The 19516-nt window shown below is 39.0% G+C and carries 26 protein-coding genes and 1 tRNA gene; 17 read left to right on the top strand and 10 right to left on the bottom strand.

Annotation, left to right across the window (positions count from 1 at the left end; genetic code table 11):
• On the top strand, positions 1-513 hold a 513-nt coding region (locus tag NMM26_RS07925; protein WP_254754316.1), incomplete at its 5' end, for an LPXTG cell wall anchor domain-containing protein.
• Positions 514-626: 113 nt separating this feature from the next.
• On the opposite strand, the gene lysS is transcribed toward NMM26_RS07925, so the two are convergent.
• From lysS to NMM26_RS07950, 5 genes are all read right to left on the bottom strand, one after another.
• Positions 627-2117: a lysine--tRNA ligase gene (gene lysS / locus NMM26_RS07930; protein ID WP_254754317.1), complete on the bottom strand. Its 1491-nt coding sequence runs from the start codon at positions 2115-2117 to the stop codon at positions 627-629.
• A gap of 127 nt (positions 2118-2244) precedes the next feature.
• Entirely contained in the window at positions 2245-2871 is a 627-nt protein-coding gene (locus tag NMM26_RS07935; RefSeq protein ID WP_254754318.1) for a histidine phosphatase family protein, read from the bottom strand.
• Positions 2871-3353: an aminoacyl-tRNA deacylase gene (locus tag NMM26_RS07940; protein ID WP_254754319.1), complete on the bottom strand. Its 483-nt coding sequence runs from the start codon at positions 3351-3353 to the stop codon at positions 2871-2873. The genes NMM26_RS07935 and NMM26_RS07940 overlap by 1 nt, the downstream gene beginning before the upstream one ends.
• Positions 3353-4195: a DUF368 domain-containing protein gene (locus NMM26_RS07945; RefSeq protein ID WP_049512272.1), complete on the bottom strand. Its 843-nt coding sequence runs from the start codon at positions 4193-4195 to the stop codon at positions 3353-3355. Before NMM26_RS07945 ends, NMM26_RS07940 begins: the two co-directional genes overlap by 1 nt.
• A 94-nt stretch (positions 4196-4289) precedes the next feature.
• On the bottom strand, positions 4290-5090 hold the full coding sequence (locus NMM26_RS07950; RefSeq protein WP_254754320.1) for a glycoside hydrolase family 25 protein: 801 nt from the start codon (positions 5088-5090) through the stop codon (positions 4290-4292).
• 154 nt (positions 5091-5244) lie between these two features.
• Here NMM26_RS07950 and glmU point away from each other — a divergent pair, with 154 nt between their 5' ends.
• The 7 genes from glmU (at position 5245) to NMM26_RS07985 (ending at position 11239) form a co-directional block, all read left to right on the top strand.
• Positions 5245-6624, top strand: coding sequence for a bifunctional UDP-N-acetylglucosamine diphosphorylase/glucosamine-1-phosphate N-acetyltransferase GlmU (glmU, locus tag NMM26_RS07955; RefSeq protein WP_254754321.1), 1380 nt, complete (start codon positions 5245-5247; stop codon positions 6622-6624).
• Between the two features lie 9 nt (positions 6625-6633).
• Entirely contained in the window at positions 6634-7179 is a 546-nt protein-coding gene (locus NMM26_RS07960) for an NUDIX hydrolase (RefSeq protein WP_000393816.1), read from the top strand.
• An 11-nt stretch (positions 7180-7190) separates the two neighbouring features.
• Positions 7191-7502, top strand: coding sequence for a cell wall synthase accessory phosphoprotein MacP (gene macP / locus NMM26_RS07965; protein ID WP_084927356.1), 312 nt, complete (start codon positions 7191-7193; stop codon positions 7500-7502).
• A 16-nt stretch (positions 7503-7518) separates the two neighbouring features.
• Complete coding sequence (locus NMM26_RS07970; RefSeq protein ID WP_254754322.1) at positions 7519-8211, top strand: 5'-methylthioadenosine/adenosylhomocysteine nucleosidase; 693 nt, start codon at positions 7519-7521, stop codon at positions 8209-8211.
• 76 nt (positions 8212-8287) lie between these two features.
• Complete coding sequence (gene rocS, locus NMM26_RS07975; protein WP_000021242.1) at positions 8288-8779, top strand: chromosome segregation protein RocS; 492 nt, start codon at positions 8288-8290, stop codon at positions 8777-8779.
• Between the two features lie 97 nt (positions 8780-8876).
• Complete coding sequence (locus NMM26_RS07980; protein ID WP_254754323.1) at positions 8877-9467, top strand: 3'-5' exonuclease; 591 nt, start codon at positions 8877-8879, stop codon at positions 9465-9467.
• Positions 9468-9475: 8 nt separating this feature from the next.
• Entirely contained in the window at positions 9476-11239 is a 1764-nt protein-coding gene (locus tag NMM26_RS07985) for a glycerophosphoryl diester phosphodiesterase membrane domain-containing protein (protein ID WP_254754324.1), read from the top strand.
• A 72-nt stretch (positions 11240-11311) separates the two neighbouring features.
• Here the strand turns inward: NMM26_RS07985 and NMM26_RS07990 are convergent, their stop codons facing one another.
• From NMM26_RS07990 to NMM26_RS08000, 3 genes are all read right to left on the bottom strand, one after another.
• Positions 11312-11611 carry a YbaB/EbfC family nucleoid-associated protein gene (locus NMM26_RS07990; RefSeq protein ID WP_000981526.1) on the bottom strand — a complete coding sequence of 100 codons (300 nt, stop codon included), beginning with the start codon at positions 11609-11611 and terminating at the stop codon, positions 11312-11314.
• Between the two features lie 193 nt (positions 11612-11804).
• Entirely contained in the window at positions 11805-12047 is a 243-nt protein-coding gene (locus tag NMM26_RS07995) for a type B 50S ribosomal protein L31 (RefSeq protein ID WP_000710764.1), read from the bottom strand.
• Positions 12048-12142: 95 nt separating this feature from the next.
• Positions 12143-13078 carry a bifunctional oligoribonuclease/PAP phosphatase NrnA gene (locus tag NMM26_RS08000; RefSeq protein ID WP_254754477.1) on the bottom strand — a complete coding sequence of 312 codons (936 nt, stop codon included), beginning with the start codon at positions 13076-13078 and terminating at the stop codon, positions 12143-12145.
• 103 nt (positions 13079-13181) lie between these two features.
• Here NMM26_RS08000 and NMM26_RS08005 point away from each other — a divergent pair, with 103 nt between their 5' ends.
• From NMM26_RS08005 to NMM26_RS08040, 8 genes are all read left to right on the top strand, one after another.
• Positions 13182-13625, top strand: coding sequence for a flavodoxin (locus NMM26_RS08005; RefSeq protein WP_001162128.1), 444 nt, complete (start codon positions 13182-13184; stop codon positions 13623-13625).
• Between the two features lie 115 nt (positions 13626-13740).
• Positions 13741-14007, top strand: a complete 267-nt coding sequence (locus NMM26_RS08010; protein WP_173219073.1) for a chorismate mutase — start codon at positions 13741-13743, stop codon at positions 14005-14007.
• The gene (crcB, locus tag NMM26_RS08015; protein ID WP_254754239.1) at positions 14004-14378 is read left to right on the top strand and encodes a fluoride efflux transporter CrcB; all 375 of its coding nucleotides are present in this window, start codon (positions 14004-14006) and stop codon (positions 14376-14378) included. Before NMM26_RS08010 ends, crcB (NMM26_RS08015) begins: the two co-directional genes overlap by 4 nt.
• Complete coding sequence (crcB, locus tag NMM26_RS08020) at positions 14372-14701, top strand: fluoride efflux transporter CrcB (protein WP_254754238.1); 330 nt, start codon at positions 14372-14374, stop codon at positions 14699-14701. Before crcB (NMM26_RS08015) ends, crcB (NMM26_RS08020) begins: the two co-directional genes overlap by 7 nt.
• Before the next feature lie 118 nt (positions 14702-14819).
• Positions 14820-15167, top strand: coding sequence for a 50S ribosomal protein L19 (gene rplS, locus NMM26_RS08025; protein ID WP_001068669.1), 348 nt, complete (start codon positions 14820-14822; stop codon positions 15165-15167).
• Between the two features lie 41 nt (positions 15168-15208).
• Positions 15209-15280, top strand: a tRNA-Arg gene (locus NMM26_RS08030).
• Between the two features lie 22 nt (positions 15281-15302).
• The gene (locus tag NMM26_RS08035; protein WP_254754237.1) at positions 15303-15506 is read left to right on the top strand and encodes a type ISP restriction/modification enzyme; all 204 of its coding nucleotides are present in this window, start codon (positions 15303-15305) and stop codon (positions 15504-15506) included.
• Positions 15507-15508: 2 nt separating this feature from the next.
• Positions 15509-16732, top strand: a complete 1224-nt coding sequence (locus NMM26_RS08040) for a hypothetical protein (protein ID WP_254754236.1) — start codon at positions 15509-15511, stop codon at positions 16730-16732.
• A 145-nt stretch (positions 16733-16877) separates the two neighbouring features.
• On the opposite strand, the gene yidA is transcribed toward NMM26_RS08040, so the two are convergent.
• Together yidA and NMM26_RS08050 are read right to left on the bottom strand one after the other, a co-directional pair.
• Positions 16878-17684: a sugar-phosphatase gene (gene yidA, locus NMM26_RS08045; RefSeq protein ID WP_004261542.1), complete on the bottom strand. Its 807-nt coding sequence runs from the start codon at positions 17682-17684 to the stop codon at positions 16878-16880.
• A 12-nt stretch (positions 17685-17696) separates the two neighbouring features.
• Positions 17697-19001, bottom strand: coding sequence for an HD domain-containing protein (locus NMM26_RS08050; RefSeq protein WP_033685185.1), 1305 nt, complete (start codon positions 18999-19001; stop codon positions 17697-17699).
• Between the two features lie 71 nt (positions 19002-19072).
• Here NMM26_RS08050 and NMM26_RS08055 point away from each other — a divergent pair, with 71 nt between their 5' ends.
• Positions 19073-19450 (top strand): DUF1934 domain-containing protein, encoded by a 378-nt coding sequence (locus NMM26_RS08055; protein ID WP_080713133.1) that lies wholly within the window; start codon positions 19073-19075, stop codon positions 19448-19450.
• Positions 19451-19516 lie beyond the last annotated feature (66 nt).

A 19516-nucleotide genomic window follows, 5' to 3' on the forward strand; every position in this document is an offset into this window, starting at 1 on the left:
GTGAAAGTGAAATTACCTGATGGTCGTATTATTACAGTGGAAGTTCCTGTAACAGTAACACCTAAATCACAAAATGGTGGAGGAGTCATTGCTCAAAATGGCGGTTCAACTGTGCAGATTGTAACGGAATATCTTGATGAAAATGGTAATCGAATTACTTCAGATAAAGAAGGAAAACACAATCCAATAGAGTTGGAAGGATATGAATTTAGTCATTCAACAACGGATGCTAAAGGAAATACACTACATCACTATAAGAAAGTGACAAACCCAATCAATCAAGAGCAACCAAGCTTCCCAGAGACTCCTACAACTCCAGAAAAACCAGTAGCTACTCCAGTTCAGACAAGTTCTACAGATTCTAAACCAGTAGCTGTTGAAACAGCCATAGCCAATGATAAGAAGGAATTACCAAATACTGGTACAGAGGATAAGGCTGGTCTAGCTAGTCTTGGACTTCTTGGAATGTTGAGTGCATTCGGACTTGTAGCTCGTAAGAAAAAAGAAGACTAAGAAAGAAAAACTTCCTTTCTAAAGTTCAATAGAAAAATAGACTGAGGTGAAAACTTCAGTCTATTTCTTTTGGCTATGAAAAAATCCCCTGGCAAGTACCAGAGGATAAGGGATTATTTCATTGTTGGGAAGAGCAATACATCACGGATAGTGGTTGTATCAGTGAGGAGCATGCAGAGACGGTCGATACCGATTCCCAAACCACCTGTTGGTGGCATACCGTATTCAAGAGCCTCAATGTAGTCATAGTCGATACCGGTTGCTTCATCGTCACCAAGTTCTTTGGCTTTAGCTTGGGCTTCAAAACGGCTAAGCTGGTCGATTGGGTCGTTCAACTCAGTAAAGGCATTACCGTACTCCTTAGTCATGATGAAGAGCTCGAAACGGTCAGTAAAGCGTTCGTCTTCAGGATTTTTCTTAGCGAGAGGAGATACAGCTACTGGATGTCCATAGACAAAGGTTGGTTGGATCAAGGTTTCTTCAACATACTCTTCAAAGAAAGCATTGATGATGTGGCCAACTTCAGTGTAGTGTTTCTCAACTGGAACTTTCTTTTCAGCAGCGATAGCTTTGGCTTCTTCCAAAGTCATATCTTGCCAGAAATCTACACCAGTAATTTCTTTGATGGCATCCACCATGTGAACTCGTTTAAATGGTTCGTTAATCTTGATTTCAGTTCCTTGATAGTTAACTGGACCATCACCTTTGACTGATTTAGCAGCGTGTTGGATAATACCTTCAGTCAAGTCCATAATGTCTTGGAAATCTGCATAAGCTTGGTACACTTCGATAGAAGTAAACTCAGGGTTGTGAGTAGCATCCATTCCTTCGTTACGGAAGATACGTCCGATTTCGTAAACACGTTCCATACCACCAACGATTAGGCGTTTCAAGTGAAGCTCAGTCGCGATACGAAGTACCATGTCAATGTTTTGGGCATTGTGGTGGGTGATAAATGGACGGGCAGCAGCACCACCAGCTTCGTTGTGAAGAACAGGTGTTTCCACTTCAAGGAAGCCTTTTTGGTCAAGGTAACGACGAATTTCAGAGATGATTTTTGAACGAGTGACAAAACGCTCGAAGCTTTCACGGTTCGAAATCAAGTCAAGGTAACGTTTACGGTAAATTGTTTCAACGTCTGTCAAACCATGGAATTTTTCTGGAAGTGGACGAAGTGCTTTAGACAAGTGAGTGATGTGAGTAGCTTTGATAGAGAGTTCTCCCATATCTGTACGCATCACTTGGCCTTCGACACCAAGGAAGTCACCAAGGTCTGCTTTTTTGAAGATTTCGTAGTTTTCTTCACCGACAGCATCCTTACGAACGTAGATCTGGATTTGACCTTCGCGGTCTTGAAGGTGGGCAAAACCAACTTTACCTTTACCACGTTTGGTTACCAAGCGTCCTGCGATAGTAGCTGTTTCATTTTTATCATGTAATTGTTCTTTATCAAGGTCAGCAAATTTATCTTTTAATTCTTGTGAATTTGCAGTGCGTTCAAAGCGTTTTCCGAAAGGATCGATTCCTTGTTCACGAAGCGCAGCCATTTTTTCACGGCGAACGATCTGCTGGTCATTTAGTTCTTCCATATGTTCTGTTGACATGGGATCCTCCTAGTTTTACTCAAAATTGAATACGATGAGTCATTTTTTGCGATACTCCCATTTTATCATAAATAGCCAAGAAATTCACGGATAATCTTTAAAAACTAAAAAGAACTTGACGCTAAAATCAAGTTCTTTGTTGATATGAGGTATCATTCCACGTATCGAGAGTGAATGTTTCAAAATCATGGGTTTCAAGAATGGTTAGGCTGGCATTTGCTAGACCGCCATCTTTACGAAGAAGAGGCTCTTTATAACCTAAAAGAGTACGAAGACTAGCAGTAAGATTGGCGCCGTGTCCGACAATTAGAATACATTCAGCTGGACTATCTTTGAGTGATTTGATAAATTGGATGGTCCGTTGCGTGGTGCTATAGAGGGATTCAGCTCCGAACATTTGAGTGTCAAACTTGGCAAGATTTGAACGGAAAGCCTGGATTTGTTGCGGGTAAATAGCTTCCAAGGTTGCAATCTTCAAACCTTCCAACTTCCCCAGCTGCCATTCACGAAGATTGGGAACGCTTTTTAAAGGACAGGGAGTTTGAAGTTGGCTTTGGATAATCTCAGCAGATTTGACAGCTCGAGGTAAATCACTTGAATAAATCTGATCAAAAGGGATATCCTTGAGATACTGGCCAAGTCGTTTTAGGGTGTCAATGGATTCAGGAAGAAGGGGAGAATCGCCACTAGCACCTTGAAAGCGTCCTTCCTGATTCCAGACCGTACGGCCGTGGCGGACAAAGTAGAGTTTCATTACTTGCTGTCCTCCAAGATATCTGCAAAGTCAGCCTTTACAAAGCTAGCCAAGTCTTGTGGTGCGATGATAATACTGTGACCAAGTTCTCCAGCGGATACAATCATTTGATCCAAGTCTAGAGCAATCTTATCGATAAAAATGGGATAATTATGTTTCTGATGAATACCGACAGGATTATTGGCTCCGTGAATGTATCCTGTTGTTTTTTCCAAGTCCTTTTGTGGAACCATGCTCACTTTTTTATTGCCAGAAAATTTGGCTAGTTTCTTTTCAGACAAGTGTTGAGTGATAGGCACAATTCCGATAATCGGTCCTGTCTTGTCTCCTAAAAGAGCCAAGGTTTTGAAAATCTGATTTCGTTCATAACCTTGCGGAAGTTCTCCTTCAAGCGCATTGATTTGAATCCCCTGATGTGGGATACCTGCTTTGGACAGGATTTGTTCCACCAATGTTTTTTTGATTTTAATTTTTTTTGCCATTATTTATACTTATCCTCCAATTGGCTCATCCAAATACCCAGCCAGATTCCTAAGGCAAAGAAGAAGGCGATGATGACATACCCAACAAGTGAAATACCGGTATATTGGATACTTTCAGCGTTCCCTGCATTTGGAATCAAGATCAAAAGGGTACTTGATAGGACGATTCCGATGATGAAATGATAGACACGTGAGTGGTAGTTATTTAAGGCATAATCCATCAATTTTGAAAAAATGATGAGAGTGGCACCTGCTCCGATTCCAATCGGGAAGAAGGTTCCCAAGAGGTCAAAGGTTTTGAAACCTGTCAACATAGGAGCATAGAGTCCCAAAATTAAAAGTAGATTTGATGGACTGAGACCAGGAACCAATACACCAAGAGCCAGTAGTGCACCTGCTAGGACGAAATTAAGAAAGCTGGCACTTAAGGTTCCAACGACGAAATTTAAGGCATAGAGACCTAGTCCAGAAATGATAAAGGTTGCCCAGAACCAAGCTAGATCAATCTTGTCTCTGTCAGATTCTCGAGTCGATTCTTTGAGGAGGCTAGGAACAGTACCAATAATGGCACCTGCAAAGCTCCATAAGACAAAGACCTGATAATTTTCAAGCAGGTATTCAATCGGGTAAGAAAATAAGCCTATTCCCAAAAGCATACCGATGGCAACGGGAATAAAGTACAAAACATTTTCTTTAAAGTCTTTAAAGGGATGGGCCAGAAAGCCAATCATCCGTTCATAAATTCCTAAGATCGCTGCTAAAACTCCTCCAGAAATTCCCGGTAGGATAAATCCAAGAGCAATTACAATCCCTTTAATAAGGCGTGCTAACCATGAGAGCATATTTTTCCTCCAACTATTTCTATTTCAAAAACTCCTTACTATATTGTATCATAATCAAACACAAAAAGAAAAAGCAAATGGTAAACAAATGCTTTTAAGGTTTTAAAAATAGTTTTCTAAAGGTTTCTTCTTTGTTTTTTAAGGAAGAGATGACGTTGATATCCAAATCGTGGTCAAAACCAGCAATTTTTCCTTTAGAAGTGTACTGGTGGATGTCGTAATCTAAATCAGTTTTTGGAGTTGCCTCGTAAAATCCTGAGTCAGAACCATAGGAAGGAATCCAAACAGACGTAAACTTGTCTGTATCAATACTGTGTTCTTCCATGAAGTAGATTCCGACGTAGATTCCGATGTTTTTAGCACCCAGTGATTCTAGCTTTGCTCGGAAAGCTTCAACACCCTCGTTCATATTGGACATGGTTTTTTCTTCCACGTCTAGCCAATAGTAACTTGGACTGTATGGCGAAGAGGCGTTATAGAATACCTCGGCAGCCTTTTCCATCTCTTGGACATTTTTTCCAGCAACATAAGCATAGACACCAACTGGGACATTTCGTTTTTGAAATTCGGTGATATGGGTTTTAAAGGCCTTATCTACCCCATTAACAAAGGAGGCATCGTTCTCTTTGGACGTTTGAGCGCCACTATGGACGCGAACAATAGCTCCAGAAATGTTTTGGGACAGAGTATCGTAATTGATTTCCTCAGGACGCTGCCAACCAGAAACATCAATTACCGGTTTATCTATATTGTGTAGCGCTTGTGTTTCTACTTGCGCGATATTTGACTTTGTTTTTACAGGATGGTCTTCAAAACGAGGGCGATTCAGGATTAAAATGAAAATCATAATCCCAAAAAAAACAAATAAAATAAGCGGATTAATTTTCTTTCTCATATCTTACAATTTTACCTTAAAAATGAAAAAAAATCAAAAAAATACTCAAAAAATGGGTTAAGGAAAGGACTTTAGAGCATTTTTTCATTCAAGAGCGCGGAATGATTTGAAATATGGTATAATAAAAGGGAATTTCTAGAGAAAAGAGAAGATTATGTCAAATTATGCCATTATTTTAGCAGCGGGTAAAGGGACTCGCATGAAATCTGATTTGCCAAAAGTGTTGCACAAGGTTGCGGGTATTTCTATGCTGGAACATGTTTTCCGCAGCGTGGGAGCTATCCAACCTGAAAAGACAGTAACAGTTGTGGGACACAAGGCGGAATTGGTTGAAGAGGTCTTGGCTGGACAGACAGAATTTGTGACTCAATCTGAACAGTTGGGAACTGGTCATGCGGTTATGATGACAGAGCCAATCTTAGAAGGTTTGTCAGGTCACACCTTGGTCATCGCAGGAGATACTCCGTTAATTACTGGAGAAAGCTTGAAAAACTTGATTGATTTCCACATCAATCATAAAAATGTGGCCACTATCTTGACTGCTGAAACAGATAATCCTTTTGGCTATGGACGAATTGTACGTAATGACAATGCTGAGGTTCTTCGCATTGTGGAGCAGAAGGATGCTACAGATTTTGAAAAACAAATCAAGGAAATCAACACTGGAACTTACGTTTTTGACAACGAGCGTTTGTTTGAAGCTTTGAAAAACATCAACACCAACAATGCTCAAGGCGAATACTATATTACAGATGTCATTGGTATTTTCCGTGAAGCTGGTGAAAAAGTTGGTGCTTATACTTTGAAAGATTTTGATGAGAGTCTTGGGGTAAATGACCGTGTAGCTCTTGCGACTGCTGAGTCGGTTATGCGTCGTCGCATCAATCATCAACACATGGTCAATGGCGTTAGCTTTGTTAATCCAGAAGCAACTTATATCGATATTGATGTTGAGATTGCTCCTGAAGTTCAAATCGAAGCCAATGTTACCTTGAAAGGCCAAACGAAAATTGGTGCTGAGACTCTTTTGACAAATGGAACGTATGTAGTGGATAGCACTATCGGAGCAGGAGCTGTCATTACTAACTCTATGATTGAGGAAAGCAGTGTTGCAGATGGTGTGACTGTCGGACCTTATGCCCACATTCGTCCAGGTTCAAGTCTAGCTGCCCAAGTTCATATTGGTAACTTTGTTGAGGTGAAAGGTTCTTCTATCGGTGAGAATACCAAGGCTGGTCATTTGACTTATATCGGAAACTGTGAAGTGGGTAGCCACGTTAATTTTGGTGCTGGAACTATTACAGTCAACTATGACGGCAAAAACAAATACAAGACAGTCATTGGTAACAATGTCTTTGTTGGTTCAAATTCAACCATTATTGCGCCAGTAGAGTTAGGTGACAATTCCCTCGTTGGTGCTGGTTCAACTATTACCAAAGACGTTCCAGCAGATGCGATTGCTATTGGTCGCGGTCGTCAGGTCAATAAAGACGAATATGCGACTCGCCTCCCTCATCATCCTAATAATCAGTAGGAGTCTGTCATGGAATTTGAAGAAAAAACGCTTAGCCGAAAAGAAATCTATCAAGGACCAATATTTAAACTGGTTCAAGATCAGGTTGAATTACCAGAAGGCAAGGGAACTGCCCAACGGGATTTGATTTTCCACAATGGAGCTGTCTGTGTTTTAGCAGTAACGGATGAGCAAAAACTCATCCTGGTCAAGCAGTACCGCAAAGCCATTGAGGCAGTCTCTTACGAAATTCCAGCTGGAAAATTGGAAGTAGGAGAGAACACAGACCCTGTAGCAGCAGCCCTTCGTGAATTAGAGGAAGAAACAGCCTATACAGGGAAGTTAGAACTCTTGTACGATTTTTATTCAGCCATTGGTTTCTGTAATGAAAAACTAAAACTATACCTAGCAAGTGATTTGACAAAAGTGGAAAATCCGCGTCCGCAGGATGAAGATGAAACCTTGGAAGTCCTTGAAGTGAGCCTAGAAGAAGCCAAGGAATTGATCCAATCAGGTCACATCTGTGATGCCAAGACAATTATGGCTGTTCAATACTGGGAATTGCACAAAAAATAGAGGAGGTCAGTATGGGTAAACCTTTATTAACGGATGAAATAATCGAAAGAGCTAATAGAGGCGAAAAAATTTCAGGTCCTCCTTTGCTAGATGATGAGGAGACTAAGATTTTACCAACCTCTTCTTCCCGTTTTGGTTATGCCAATCCTAAGGATCATGGTTTTAGCCAGGAAACCTTGAAGATTCAGGTCGAACCGTCTATTCATAAAAGCCGTCGCATTGAAAATACCAAGAGAAATATCTTCAATTCTAAGTTAAATAAGATTTTATTTGCAGTCATCTTTCTCTTGATTTTGCTTGTCTTAGCAATGAAACTTTTGTAATAGAAAAGGAATTGAAATGAAAATAGGAATTATTGCGGCTATGCCAGAAGAACTGGCGTATCTGGTCCAGCATTTAGACAATGCCCAGGAGCAAGTTGTTTTAGGGAATACCTATCACACAGGAACCATTGCCTCTCATGAAGTCGTTCTTGTAGAAAGTGGAATTGGTAAGGTCATGTCTGCTATGAGTGTGGCGATTTTGGCTGATCATTTCCAAGTGGATGCTTTGATTAACACGGGATCAGCTGGGGCAGTAGCAGAAGGTATTGCTGTTGGAGATGTTGTGATTTCTGACAAATTAGCCTATCATGATGTGGATGTCACAGCTTTTGGCTATGCTTATGGACAAATGGCGCAACAACCGCTTTATTTTGAATCAGATAAAACCTTTGTCGCCAAAATTCAAGAGAGTTTATCTCAATTGGATCAAAACTGGCATCTTGGTTTGATTGCTACAGGAGATAGTTTTGTTGCAGGAAATGATAAGATAGAAGTGATTAAGTCCCATTTCCCAGAAGTTTTAGCTGTTGAGATGGAGGGTGCAGCTATTGCTCAAGCAGCGCATGCTCTTGATCTTCCAGTCTTAGTCATTCGCGCTATGAGTGACAATGCCAACCATGAAGCAAACATCTCTTTTGATGAGTTTATTATCGAAGCTGGACGTCGCTCTGCCCAAGTCTTATTAGCCTTTTTGAAGGCTTTAGATTAAGCGGAAATTTGACAGTTTTTCTAGCTTATGATAAGATTTAAGTAAAGAAAAGCTAGAAAACGTTTCAGAGGATATTATGAGTATTGAAATGACCGTCAGTGAGATTGCAGAGGTTTTAGGATTATCTCGTCAAGCAATCAATAACCGTGTCAAAGAATTACCAGAAGAAGACACAGATAAAAATGACAAAGGGGTAACGGTAGTTACCAGAAGTGGCTTGATTAAGCTAGAAGAAATCTATAAAAAAACGATTTTTGAAGATGAGCCTGTCAGTGAAGATGTCAAGCAACGTGAACTGATGGAGATTCTGGTTGATGAGAAGAATGCAGAAATTCTCCGTCTTTATGAACAATTAAAAGCCAAGGATCGTCAGTTATCAGAAAAAGACGAGCAGATGCGTATCAAAGACCGTCAGATTGCTGAGAAAGACAAACAACTCGATCAGCAGCAACAATTGACCCTTCAAGCTATGAAGGATCAAGAAAATCTTAAGCTAGAGCTGGACCAAGCAAAAGAAGAAGTCCAATCCACTAAGAAAGGCTTTTTTGCTCGTTTATTTGGAGGATAATCAAGGAGCTGTTTAGGTTACATGCTAACCTGATGGCTTCTTTTGTTTGTGAATGCTATAGTTGCTTAGAACAAAGATAGTAGAGGAGAAGGATAGAATGGAACGATTAGAAGATTACATTGCTTTTGACTTAGAATTTAATCAGCACGAAGGACAAACACACCTAATTCAAGTATCGGCAGTGCGTTTTAAAGATGGTCAGGAAATCGACGCCTATGATTCCTATGTTCATACCAGCGTTCCCTTAAAAAGTTTTATCAATGGTTTGACAGGGATTACGGCTGAGACCTTAAAAGATGCTCCACCAGTGGAGAAAGTCATAAAAGAATTCCAAGAGTTTGTGGGTTCTTTGCCAATGGTAGGTTACAATGCTGCTAAAAGTGATTTGCCTATTCTAGCAGAGCATGGTTTAGACTACAGCCAGCAGTACAAGGTGGATTTGTATGATGAAGCTTTTGAACGTCGGAGTTCGGATTTACACGGTATTGCTAATCTCAAGTTGCAAACTGTTGCCTCATTTCTTGGATTTCAAGGTCAGTCTCATAATAGTTTAGAGGATGCTCGTATGACGGCGCGTGTTTACGAGTCCTTTCTAGAGTCGGATCAAGCTAGAGAATTGTTAGGGACAGAAAGTAGCCTTTCAAACAATCCTTTTGGAGGCCTGGACTTGTCTCAATTATTTGACTAGGAGTACCTATGAAACCTGAAAAACCTAAAAATCTAGGTTTTAAGCAGATATACTTTAATCTAGATAAAATACTCTTTCTTTTCTTTTTGACTTTCATGATGATTGAGTTTGTCTGGTTACCACTTAATTCTTGGATTGCTGGACTGTTGCTCCGTCAGACAGGCTATCTCTTTCTTTCCTACAACAATATTTTTGCCATTATAACGGGTTCACCCTTTATTAGTCTTGCTTTATTTGTTCTGGTAATTGTTAATTTATTGGTCGCCTATTACCAGATAGGACTTCTCTTTATTGGTGCTCGGCATTTATTATGCCATGAAAAAAGGACCTTGCTGGAGTACAGTCGTAAGGTCTTTCGCCAAAGTTTCTTGTTTATGAAGCAAGTGACGCTTTCCAAAATAGCCTTTATCTTCTTTTATGTCATGATGCTCTTTCCATTGATTCGAAAGATTTTAAAGATTTATTATCTTAATAAAATTGTGATTCCGGAATTTATTGTAGCCTATGTAGAAGATAAATATTGGTTAGTCGGTTTGGTAGTCACTGTTCTGGCCTTACTACTGTTTTACATTTCAGTGCGTTTCATGTTTTCCCTACCTCAGCTTTTATTTGAGAAGAAAACAGTCAAAGAAGCAGTCAGATACAGTCTAGAAAAGACAAGAAAGTACTCCTGGTTTTATACTTGGAACTTGCTTTGGATTGTCGTCAAAACCTACCTATTTTTCATTCTTTTATTGATTCCAATCTTGGCAAGTCAGGCACTGATGGATGGTCTGACTCATAAGGAATCTCTTGTACTGGGAATTATCAATTTTGTCTTGATTAAGAATTTCCACTATATGGCCTTGACCTATTTTCTCATTAAGTTTGTTTCTTTTTTGACAGGGGAAGAATTAGAAATCACACCAAGGAGAAAGAAAGACCACTGGATGAGATGGGGAGTGATGGGCTGTGCTTGTATCTTTTTCGCTCTTGAGGGTTATGTTTATTTAGAAGCTCCAGTTTCACATAAACCTTTAATCATTTCTCACAGGGGAGTATCTAATAAGAATGGTGTCCAAAATACTGTCCAATCTCTAGAAAGGACAGCCCAACTAGGTCCAGACTTTGTTGAGACGGATGTTCAGGAAACAAAAGATGGCCAGTTTGTCATGATGCATGATGCCAATATCAAGAAATTGACAGGAGTTAATGCCAATCCTCAGGATCTCACTTTGGAAGAATTAACCAAACTCAATATTTCAGAAAATGGTTATCATAGCAAGGTGTCCAGTTTTGATGACTATCTCAATAAAGCCAATGAATTGCATCAAAAACTCCTCATTGAAATTAAAACCAGTCGAAAAGATAGCCCAGATATGATGAAACGCTTTATGGAAAAATATGGAACTGTTCTTAAGCAGAATGGTCACCAAATGCAATCCTTGGACTACCATGTGATTGACCAAGTTTTAGCCTACGATACTCAAATTCCAGTCTTTTTCATCCTACCTTACAATAGTATCTTTCCAAGAACAAAAGCCACAGGTTACACCATGGAGTATTCAACCTTGGATGAAAATTTTGTCAATAAGCTTTGGAATACGGATCAGAAATTGTACGTGTGGACCATTAATAGTTCAGAGTCCTTTGATAAATCTGTTCAGCTAGGAGCAGATGGCATGATAACAGATGACTTGGAAATGATTCAAGATCAGGTTACCATTGCCCAAGAAGACCCAGAGTACACTGAATTGCTTTTCAAACAGGCCATGGAATTCTTTAATTTTTAGTAAGCAAAAAGAGGAACAATTGTTCCTCCCATGATAGGCAAGTATTCTCTTGAATGCTTGTTTTTCTTATGCTTAGAATGGCAATTTTCCAGCGAAAGCCCCCAATTTTTTCTTGGTCGTTTCATCAATTTGCTCAAGAGCAGAGTTGATGGCTTGAACAGTCATATCAGAAAGAGTTTCAAGGTCTTCTGGATCAACGACAGCTGGATTGAAGTCAATGCTGACAACTTTCTTGTCACCAGTTAAGGTCGCTTGGACAAGGTCTTGAGCAGATTTGCCAACAAATTGCATAGCAGCAAGTTCAGCTTGGCTTTGTTCCATTTGTTTTTGAAGTTTTTGTGCTTGACGCATCATGTTTTGCATGTTCATCATGGTGAATTGTAGTTTCCTTTTATCTTATTTTCTTTCCTATTTTATCAATTTTGGGGTTAAAAGTCTATTGTTAGTATAAATCCTCCAACATTAAATTACCAAAGAGATTTTCGAAGAGTACGAGTCTGGAACATGAAAACAGCAGTTAATTTCAAGAAAGAAAAAAGAACAGCCGAAACTGTTCTTTTTATCATTATTTGAGACCGTATTTTTTGTTGAAACGATCCACGCGTCCATCTGCTTGAGTGAACTTTTGACGTCCAGTGTAGAATGGGTGTGAGTCTGATGAAATTTCCACACGGATCAATGGGTAAGTTTCGCCTTCGAACTCAACTGTTTCGTTAGAGCGTTTTGTTGAACCGCTAAGGAATTGGTAACCAGTAGTTGTGTCCATGAAGACAACTGGGCGATATTCTGGATGGATATCTTTTTTCATTTTGCAATATTTCCTTTCTGCCATGGTCTCTTTGCGAGCCATAGATTGTTACCATACTAGTCTATCAGATTCTAAAAAGTTTGGCAAGTATTTTATCAGTTTTTAAGAAAGTTTTTTAACTTTTGGTAGATGATTTCGTTTTCCTCTAGGCTATAGGAATTAGCACCGCTTGCTAGAGGGTGACCTCCACCATCATGTTCCTTGGCGATTTCATTGATAGGATGGATTTTACTGCGTAAGCGAACGCGGTAGTGGCCATCAGCCTGTTCCACAAAAATTCCCCAGAGACTCACACTGTCAATACGTCCAGGTGCACCGACAATGGCTGCAGTTTCAGCATCGGTGACATTGAATCGTTTTAAGATTTCCTGACTCAGGATAACGCGAGCTGCGCCATTTTCATCCACTTCCAGATGGTCGTAAATGTAGCCTTGAAGTTTAGCAATTTTGTAGCTCATAGTATCCATTTTACGAGTGAGAGCCGCAAAGTCAAAGTTATGTTCTCTCAGATAAGCAGCCAGGTGAAGAGTCCGTGCAGTCGTAGAAGGATAAAGGAAGCGACCTGTATCACCGACAATTCCTGCAAAGAGCAACTCCGCAGCACGATCTGACAAGGCTAGTTGGGTTGTTTGGGCAAATAGAGTGATCATCTCGCTAGCACTACTTGAACTAGTATCGACCCAAGATAGGTCACCATATACATCATCATTTGGATGGTGGTCAATCTTAATGAGAAAATCACCTTGACTATAGCGCTTATCATCGATACGAGCAGTATTCGCCGTATCACAGACGATGACAAGGGCACCTTGGTAGGCACTATCTTCAACAAGATCCATTTCAGCCATCCAAGTAAGAGTTGGTTCATCAAAACCAACAGCTTTGATGGTTTTTTCTGGGAAATGATGTTTGAGAAGAGCTTTTAATCCCACCTGACTTCCCAAGGCATCTGGGTCAGGTTTCATATGACGGTGAATGATAATCGTGTCGTATTCTTTAATTTTTTCTAAAATTTGATGGCAAATTTCCATAAATAACCTCAATTCTTTCTCATTTCATTGTAGCACAAGAATTTTTATTTTTAAAATGAAAAAGATGTGATATAATGGAGAAAGATAAATTGAGGAGGACGATATGGCATTAGCAAAAATTGTATTTGCCAGTATGACCGGTAATACCGAAGAAATTGCAGATATTGTAGCAGACAAATTACGTGACTTGGGCTTGGATGTCGATGTTGATGAATGTACAACTGTTGACGCTTCAGACTTCTTGGAAGCAGATATCGCTATCGTTGCGACCTATACTTATGGTGATGGTGAATTGCCAGATGAGATGATGGACTTCTACGAAGACCTTGCAGATCTCAACTTGAATGGCAAAATCTACGGAGTGGTTGGTTCAGGAGATACCTTCTACGATGAATTCTGTAAGGCTGTCGATGACTTTGATCGTGTCTTTGTTTCAACAGGGGCAGAAAAAGGTTCAGAGTGTGTTAAAGTTGATCTTTCTGCTGAGGAAGAAGACATTGAACGCTTGGAACAATTCGCAGAAGAATTGGCTGCTAAAGTAGGATAAGCATAAAAGTGCGCTGATGTAATCAATCAGTGCATTTTTCTTATCGAGATTTGGGATTTTACTAGCCTATTTGGTGGCTTTTTGATACAATAATTCAAATAAAGGAGGAGACTGTATGGATTTAGATATTATTCGTCAAGAAATTGATCAGATCGACGACCAAATTGTCAAACTGTTAGAAGAAAGAATGCATTTAGTTGAAGGGGTTGTCGCTTATAAGAAGGCTTCAGGGAAACCGATTTTAGATACCAAGAGAGAAGCAGTTATTTTTGAAAAGGTCAGAAATCGTGTAGAAGACAAGCGCTATCAGGAGACTATTGTCTCAACATTTTCGGACATACTCAAACGTTCGCGTGATTATCAGGATCAAAACATCAAATGAAAAAAGAACAATTTTATCCGCTAGGGATTTTTCTAGCTGCCATGTTGGGCGGACTGGTTCGCTACCTGGTTTCCACTTGGTTACCAGCCAGTCCAGATTTTCCTTGGGGCACCCTTCTTGTCAACTATCTGGGTATTTTCTGCTTGGTTTATCTTGTCAAGGGCTATTTGGTCTATAAGGGAACCAGTAAAGGCGTTATTTTAGCTCTGGGGACGGGCTTTTGTGGCGGTTTAACAACCTTTTCCAGTCTCATGCTTGATGCTGTGAAACTGCTTGATACAGGGCGTTATCTTAGCCTAGTCTTGTATCTCATTTTAAGCGTGGGTGGAGGCCTGCTCTTGGCTTACTATTTGGGGAGGAAGAAATGGTAATCGTCTATCTTGCAATTGCTTGTGGCTTCGGAGCTTTAGTGCGCTATTTTTTTTCCCGCTATAATCAAGCTTCTAAATTCCCACTCGGAACGCTAATAGCCAATCTTTTGGGTTGTTTTTTAATTGGATTATTCTACAATCATGTGGAGTCTAAGGAAGTCTATGCTATTTTAGCAACAGGATTTTGTGGCGGTTTAACGACTTTTTCGACCTTGAATGATGAACTTCAAAGACTGTTAAGCGATAAGAAGTTTTTTTACGTTTACCTGATTTTGACCTATCTAGGTGGTTTGGTTGCGATTTTTTTAGGAATTCTGCTATAAATTTCTTTACTTTTTTATGGAAATTTGGTAAACTGTATCTTGTGTGTAATGGACGCACAAAAATACAGTTTATCCGCTGAGGAAGTTTCCTCAAGATTGACAAAGATAGGAGAATAAAATGAATCCATTAATCCAAAGCTTGACTGAAGGTCAACTTCGTACAGATATCCCATCATTCCGTCCTGGTGACACTGTTCGTGTACACGCGAAAGTTGTCGAAGGTAACCGTGAACGTATCCAGATTTTTGAAGGTGTTGTTATCGCACGTAAAGGTGCTGGCATCTCAGAAAACTACACAGTTCGTAAAATCTCTAACGGTGTAGGTGTTGAGCGTATCTTCCCAATCCACACTCCACGTGTTGAAAAAATCGAAGTTGTTCGTTACGGTAAAGTACGTCGTGCGAAATTGTACTACTTGCGTGCTCTTCAAGGTAAAGCAGCTCGTATCAAAGAAATCCGTCGTTAATTCGACTAAAAAACTCTGCTTTTCAGCAGAGTTTTTATCTAGCTCCCTTAGTTCAATGGATATAACAACTCCCTCCTAAGGAGTAGTTGCAGGTTCGATTCCTGCAGGGGGCATGAAAAGGCATATGAGTATGTTGTGAATGGACGATCAGCTATTGAATGGATTATCGATCAGTATCAAGTTAAAACTGATAAAAAATCAGGAATTACAGATGATCCAAATGACTATAGTGAGGATGAGAAATATATCTTCAATTTACTATTGAGAATGATCAATGTATCTGTAAAAACGCTTGACTTAATTAATAGCTTACCTAAATTTGAGGTGGAGGGGTTGTAATTATGAATTTAAACGGAAGTGTTTCAGATTTATTTATATTTTTGATAAAGTTTACATTAATGCTTACTGTTTTTTATTTCTATTTCAAAAATATAAATAGAAATAAATTGAGAAATCCTTATTTTAGAAGTATTGATAGAATTTTAAGTAAGTATTATTCAGGTTATTTTTTTAAGTTTTATGACTTGCAATACTATCCGGATTTAAAGTTTATTTATAGAAATTTGTTGTTTGAGTTTAACAGCGAAGGAATATTCCCTGAAACATTAGAATCATATATTAAAACTGAAATTAAAAAATCATCTTATATAAAAAAATCTTTAGCTCTAGTAATAGCTTTCTTTGGAGGTAAAGAATTAAATACTCTAATTACTAATTTTAATAGTATTAGCACTTATATTAATTTCGAAAATATAGGTATTTTCAAAATTAATAACCTATCTTCCCTTTTAGCTAATCCAGAAATTCGAGATATATTATTAGTATGTTTAGCAATCCTTATTTCCTTTTTATTTATATTCGTGGTTTTATTACTTGATAATACCTCTTTTATTAGAAAACATAGTTTAAATAAGCAAGGAAAACATATAATAGAAGATGTGATAGCTTACTATAAAAATTACGAAAATAAAGAAAATTTTAACTCGAACGATTTTGTATTCACAGATGAGTATATTTCTTTATTATATATTAGAATCATAAAGATTGAAAACATGTACATAATCAATTTCCCTAAGAAACTTATAGAAAAAAGAAGCAAGCATGAATGGAATATAGAAAATGTAAGAGGTAGACTTGATATTCCTAATGTACTTTTAAATAATCAGAAGTATACATTTATTTTTAAGAGAGAGTCAGAAAATTCTATTCCACGTTTAGATGATGTTAGATTTCAAAATGGTACTAGTGTAACAACAGTGGAACTAGAAAAGTTAAAAAAAATATTTGAAATACTATTTTTAGGCTCTGAAATTGAATATAATAAATTCACATCTGTCGAAAAAATGCTTTATAAATTCACGGTAAATAAAGAACATCCTAATATGTGGAATAAAGTCATCAAATATTTAAAATATGTAATTTTAATAGTAGGAACTCTTCTTTTTCTATTTTTACTAATTATTGTAGGGATATTTATTTTTAGAGACTATTTATTTTATACATTAGTTACCTTTTATTTACTTTTTAAACTAGCTCATTCAATGGTGAAAAAATTATTTAGTTAATTTAAGTGATAAATTATTAGATGGTTTAGTTTAAAACCAACTCAATTTGTAAAATTAAGCAGACAGAAAAAGCTATCGGTTATTTTTAGGGTAAAGTGTATACTAAAACCACTCAACTGAGCGGTTTTCGTCTATTCATACCCTTTTACAGTACCCATGTACGGATGGCATGGGCAACGCCAGATTCGTCATTTGTTTTAGTGATGTATTTGGCGATTTTTTTGATTTCTGGATTTCCATTTTCCATGACAACAGGGTTACCAACGACTTCCAGCATGGCACGGTCATTTTCTTCGTCTCCGATTGCCATGGTTTCATCTTTAGTCAATCCGAGTTTTTCAGCTAAGTGAGTAATAGCTGAACCCTTGTCTACATTCTTTTTAAGGAGTTCGAGGTAGAAAGGAGCAGATTTGTTGATGGAGTAGCGTTCGTAAAATTCGGCTGGGATTTTTTCAATCGCAGCATCGAGGATTTCTGGTTCATCGATAAACATACATTTGACAATTTCCTTGTCAGCCATTTCTTCAGGAGTGCGATAGAAGATAGGCATGCTGACGAGGGTTGATTCGTGCACTGTATATTTTCCTATATTACGATTGGCAGTATAGATACCGTCCTTTGTAATAGCGTGCATGTGGACACCGAGCTTACGACTGAGAAATTCCATATCTAGATAATCCTCATAAGTCAAGGATTCGCTGATAATCTCATGTCCTGTAGCGGTTTCTTGGACAAGGGCACCATTGAAAGTCACAACATAGTCACCCTCGTCTCTCAACTGCAAGTCGTCGAGAAGTTTGGCAACACCTGCAATAGGGCGGCCAGTTGCAATCACGACTTTGACACCAGCTTCTTTGGCATCTTGGATGGCAGAAAAGACCTCAGGAGTGATCTCCTTTTGGCTATTGACTAGGGTTCCGTCAATATCAACGGCGATTAGTTTAATACTCATAAATTTCCTCTTCTAGTTTTTATTTGGGGTAAAATGATCGTTCTCAATCAAGTGTAAAAATTGCTGGGTAATGCTTGCGAAGATACTGTTTTGGTCCAACATTTCTTTTGGAAAATAGAAACGATTATCTCCGTGGCGACTGCCAGCAAGGGATTGGACGATAGGAGACAGGCTAGAGAGTTCGGCCAGTTCTCCATTTTTTTGTAAAATCTCAATCTGTGTCCGTGGATTTTCAGATTCGGGACGATAGATATCATAAGGGAGGTCAAAGTTCTTATGAATGGCAGTATAGTAGTCGGGATCAAAGCCGATATCCTCAACTAATTTTCTCATGCTAGCGAGTTTGTCTTGGTCCTCTTGTGAAAAGGTAATGGATTTAAAGACCTTGCGGTTGACAAAGCGTTGCGACAAATCTGCGAGAATCTTGTCAGGACTGGTCATCCAGAGTTGGAAATAGGTATTCATCACACCATCATCCAGAGCTAGATAGTCAGACAAGGTCACATTTTTTTCAAAGAAAGGCAGGAGATGTGGAGATGTTCGTGCAAAGAAGTCCTTATCTTCTGGATAAAGTTCCTTGGCGCGTTTGAGGAGATTCTGCAGGAGAACTTCCATGGCCCGTGTTGCTGGGTGGAAATAGACCTGCATATACATCTGGTAGCGACTGAGGACATAGTCTTCGATGGCGTGCATGCCATTGCGCTGAAAGGCGATACCATTTTCGACAGGACGAATGACTCGAAGAATCCGAGTCAGGTCAAATTCCCCATAAGAAGCTCCTGTAAAATAGGAGTCGCGCAAGAGATAGTCCATGCGGTCTGCATCAATCTGACTAGAAATGAGTTGAACGACCTGCTTGTTAGGATAGGTATGATCAATAACACTGGCTACCTTTTCTGGGAAATCTGGCGCCACTTGTAGCAGGACTTGGTGAATCTCCGTTTCAGGACTTTGGATAATCTCCTGAGTAATGGCTTCGTGGTCTGTATCAAAGAGATGTTCAAAAGTATGGGAATAGGCACCATGACCAAGGTCATGAAGGAGCGCAGCGGTCATGGTGAGGAGGGATTCGGCAGGATTCCATTCCTCAGTATATTTTTCTTCAAAAATCTCTGTGATGCGACGAGCATTCTCATAGACTCCAAGACAGTGAGAGAAGCGACTGTGTTCTCCACCGTGGAAGGTATAACTGGACGTTCCCAGTTGTTTGATACGACGCAAACGCTGAAATTCTTTTGTATTAATCAAGTTATAGATGATTTGATTATTGACATGGATGTAGTTGTGAACTGGGTCACGGAATACTTTTTCGTTCATATGACCATTATAGCAAAAAGCTAGAGTTTTTGGTAAAATAGTAGGACAATAGACAAGAAAGAGGACCTGATGTGAAGATTCGGATGCGAAATACGATTCAGTTTGATGAGCAGTTGGAAGTGATTGACCAGCTTTATGACGTGGAAGTGCATGAAAAAGGAGATTATAGCTACCTGCTTTTCTATAATGAGGAAAAGGAAAAAGTGGTTATTAAATTTCATGGTCAAGAACTGGTGATGAGCCGTTTTTCCAATCCCAAGACCATTATGCGCTTTTTAAAGGATAGTGATAGTTTTGCCTATATCCCTACACCTATGGGCATGCAGGAGTTTATCATCCAAACGAGCCATTATCAAGTTGATGGGCAAAAGATTGAACTAGATTATCAACTACAAAATCAAGAGGGACATCCCTTTGCCAGCTATCAATTGGAAATTACTTGGTGCTAGGCTCATGTCTTTTTCAAATTTAGCTAGCTATCTTTTCGGATTAGCCTGCTAATGTGGTAGATTAGA

Origin of the sequence: Streptococcus sp. CF7_Ac1-8 (assembly GCF_024295435.1) — a bacterium.
GTDB lineage: Bacteria > Bacillota > Bacilli > Lactobacillales > Streptococcaceae > Streptococcus > Streptococcus mitis_AP.

Bases quoted from the DNA above. Each gene is read 5' to 3' on its own strand.
- lysS (WP_254754317.1), bottom strand. From the start codon at position 2,117: ATGTCAACAGAACATATGGAAGAACTAAATGACCAGCAGATCGTTCGC.
- NMM26_RS07935 (WP_254754318.1), bottom strand. From the start codon at position 2,871: ATGAAACTCTACTTTGTCCGCCACGGCCGTACGGTCTGGAATCAGGAA.
- NMM26_RS07940 (WP_254754319.1), bottom strand. From the start codon at position 3,353: ATGGCAAAAAAAATTAAAATCAAAAAAACATTGGTGGAACAAATCCTG.
- NMM26_RS07945 (WP_049512272.1), bottom strand. From the start codon at position 4,195: ATGCTCTCATGGTTAGCACGCCTTATTAAAGGGATTGTAATTGCTCTT.
- NMM26_RS07950 (WP_254754320.1), bottom strand. From the start codon at position 5,090: ATGAGAAAGAAAATTAATCCGCTTATTTTATTTGTTTTTTTTGGGATT.
- glmU (WP_254754321.1), top strand. From the start codon at position 5,245: ATGTCAAATTATGCCATTATTTTAGCAGCGGGTAAAGGGACTCGCATG.
- NMM26_RS07960 (WP_000393816.1), top strand. From the start codon at position 6,634: ATGGAATTTGAAGAAAAAACGCTTAGCCGAAAAGAAATCTATCAAGGA.
- macP (WP_084927356.1), top strand. From the start codon at position 7,191: ATGGGTAAACCTTTATTAACGGATGAAATAATCGAAAGAGCTAATAGA.
- NMM26_RS07970 (WP_254754322.1), top strand. From the start codon at position 7,519: ATGAAAATAGGAATTATTGCGGCTATGCCAGAAGAACTGGCGTATCTG.
- rocS (WP_000021242.1), top strand. From the start codon at position 8,288: ATGAGTATTGAAATGACCGTCAGTGAGATTGCAGAGGTTTTAGGATTA.
- NMM26_RS07980 (WP_254754323.1), top strand. From the start codon at position 8,877: ATGGAACGATTAGAAGATTACATTGCTTTTGACTTAGAATTTAATCAG.
- NMM26_RS07985 (WP_254754324.1), top strand. From the start codon at position 9,476: ATGAAACCTGAAAAACCTAAAAATCTAGGTTTTAAGCAGATATACTTT.
- NMM26_RS07990 (WP_000981526.1), bottom strand. From the start codon at position 11,611: ATGATGAACATGCAAAACATGATGCGTCAAGCACAAAAACTTCAAAAA.
- NMM26_RS07995 (WP_000710764.1), bottom strand. From the start codon at position 12,047: ATGAAAAAAGATATCCATCCAGAATATCGCCCAGTTGTCTTCATGGAC.
- NMM26_RS08000 (WP_254754477.1), bottom strand. From the start codon at position 13,078: ATGGAAATTTGCCATCAAATTTTAGAAAAAATTAAAGAATACGACACG.
- NMM26_RS08005 (WP_001162128.1), top strand. From the start codon at position 13,182: ATGGCATTAGCAAAAATTGTATTTGCCAGTATGACCGGTAATACCGAA.
- NMM26_RS08010 (WP_173219073.1), top strand. From the start codon at position 13,741: ATGGATTTAGATATTATTCGTCAAGAAATTGATCAGATCGACGACCAA.
- crcB (WP_254754239.1), top strand. From the start codon at position 14,004: ATGAAAAAAGAACAATTTTATCCGCTAGGGATTTTTCTAGCTGCCATG.
- crcB (WP_254754238.1), top strand. From the start codon at position 14,372: ATGGTAATCGTCTATCTTGCAATTGCTTGTGGCTTCGGAGCTTTAGTG.
- rplS (WP_001068669.1), top strand. From the start codon at position 14,820: ATGAATCCATTAATCCAAAGCTTGACTGAAGGTCAACTTCGTACAGAT.
- NMM26_RS08040 (WP_254754236.1), top strand. From the start codon at position 15,509: ATGAATTTAAACGGAAGTGTTTCAGATTTATTTATATTTTTGATAAAG.
- yidA (WP_004261542.1), bottom strand. From the start codon at position 17,684: ATGAGTATTAAACTAATCGCCGTTGATATTGACGGAACCCTAGTCAAT.
- NMM26_RS08050 (WP_033685185.1), bottom strand. From the start codon at position 19,001: ATGAACGAAAAAGTATTCCGTGACCCAGTTCACAACTACATCCATGTC.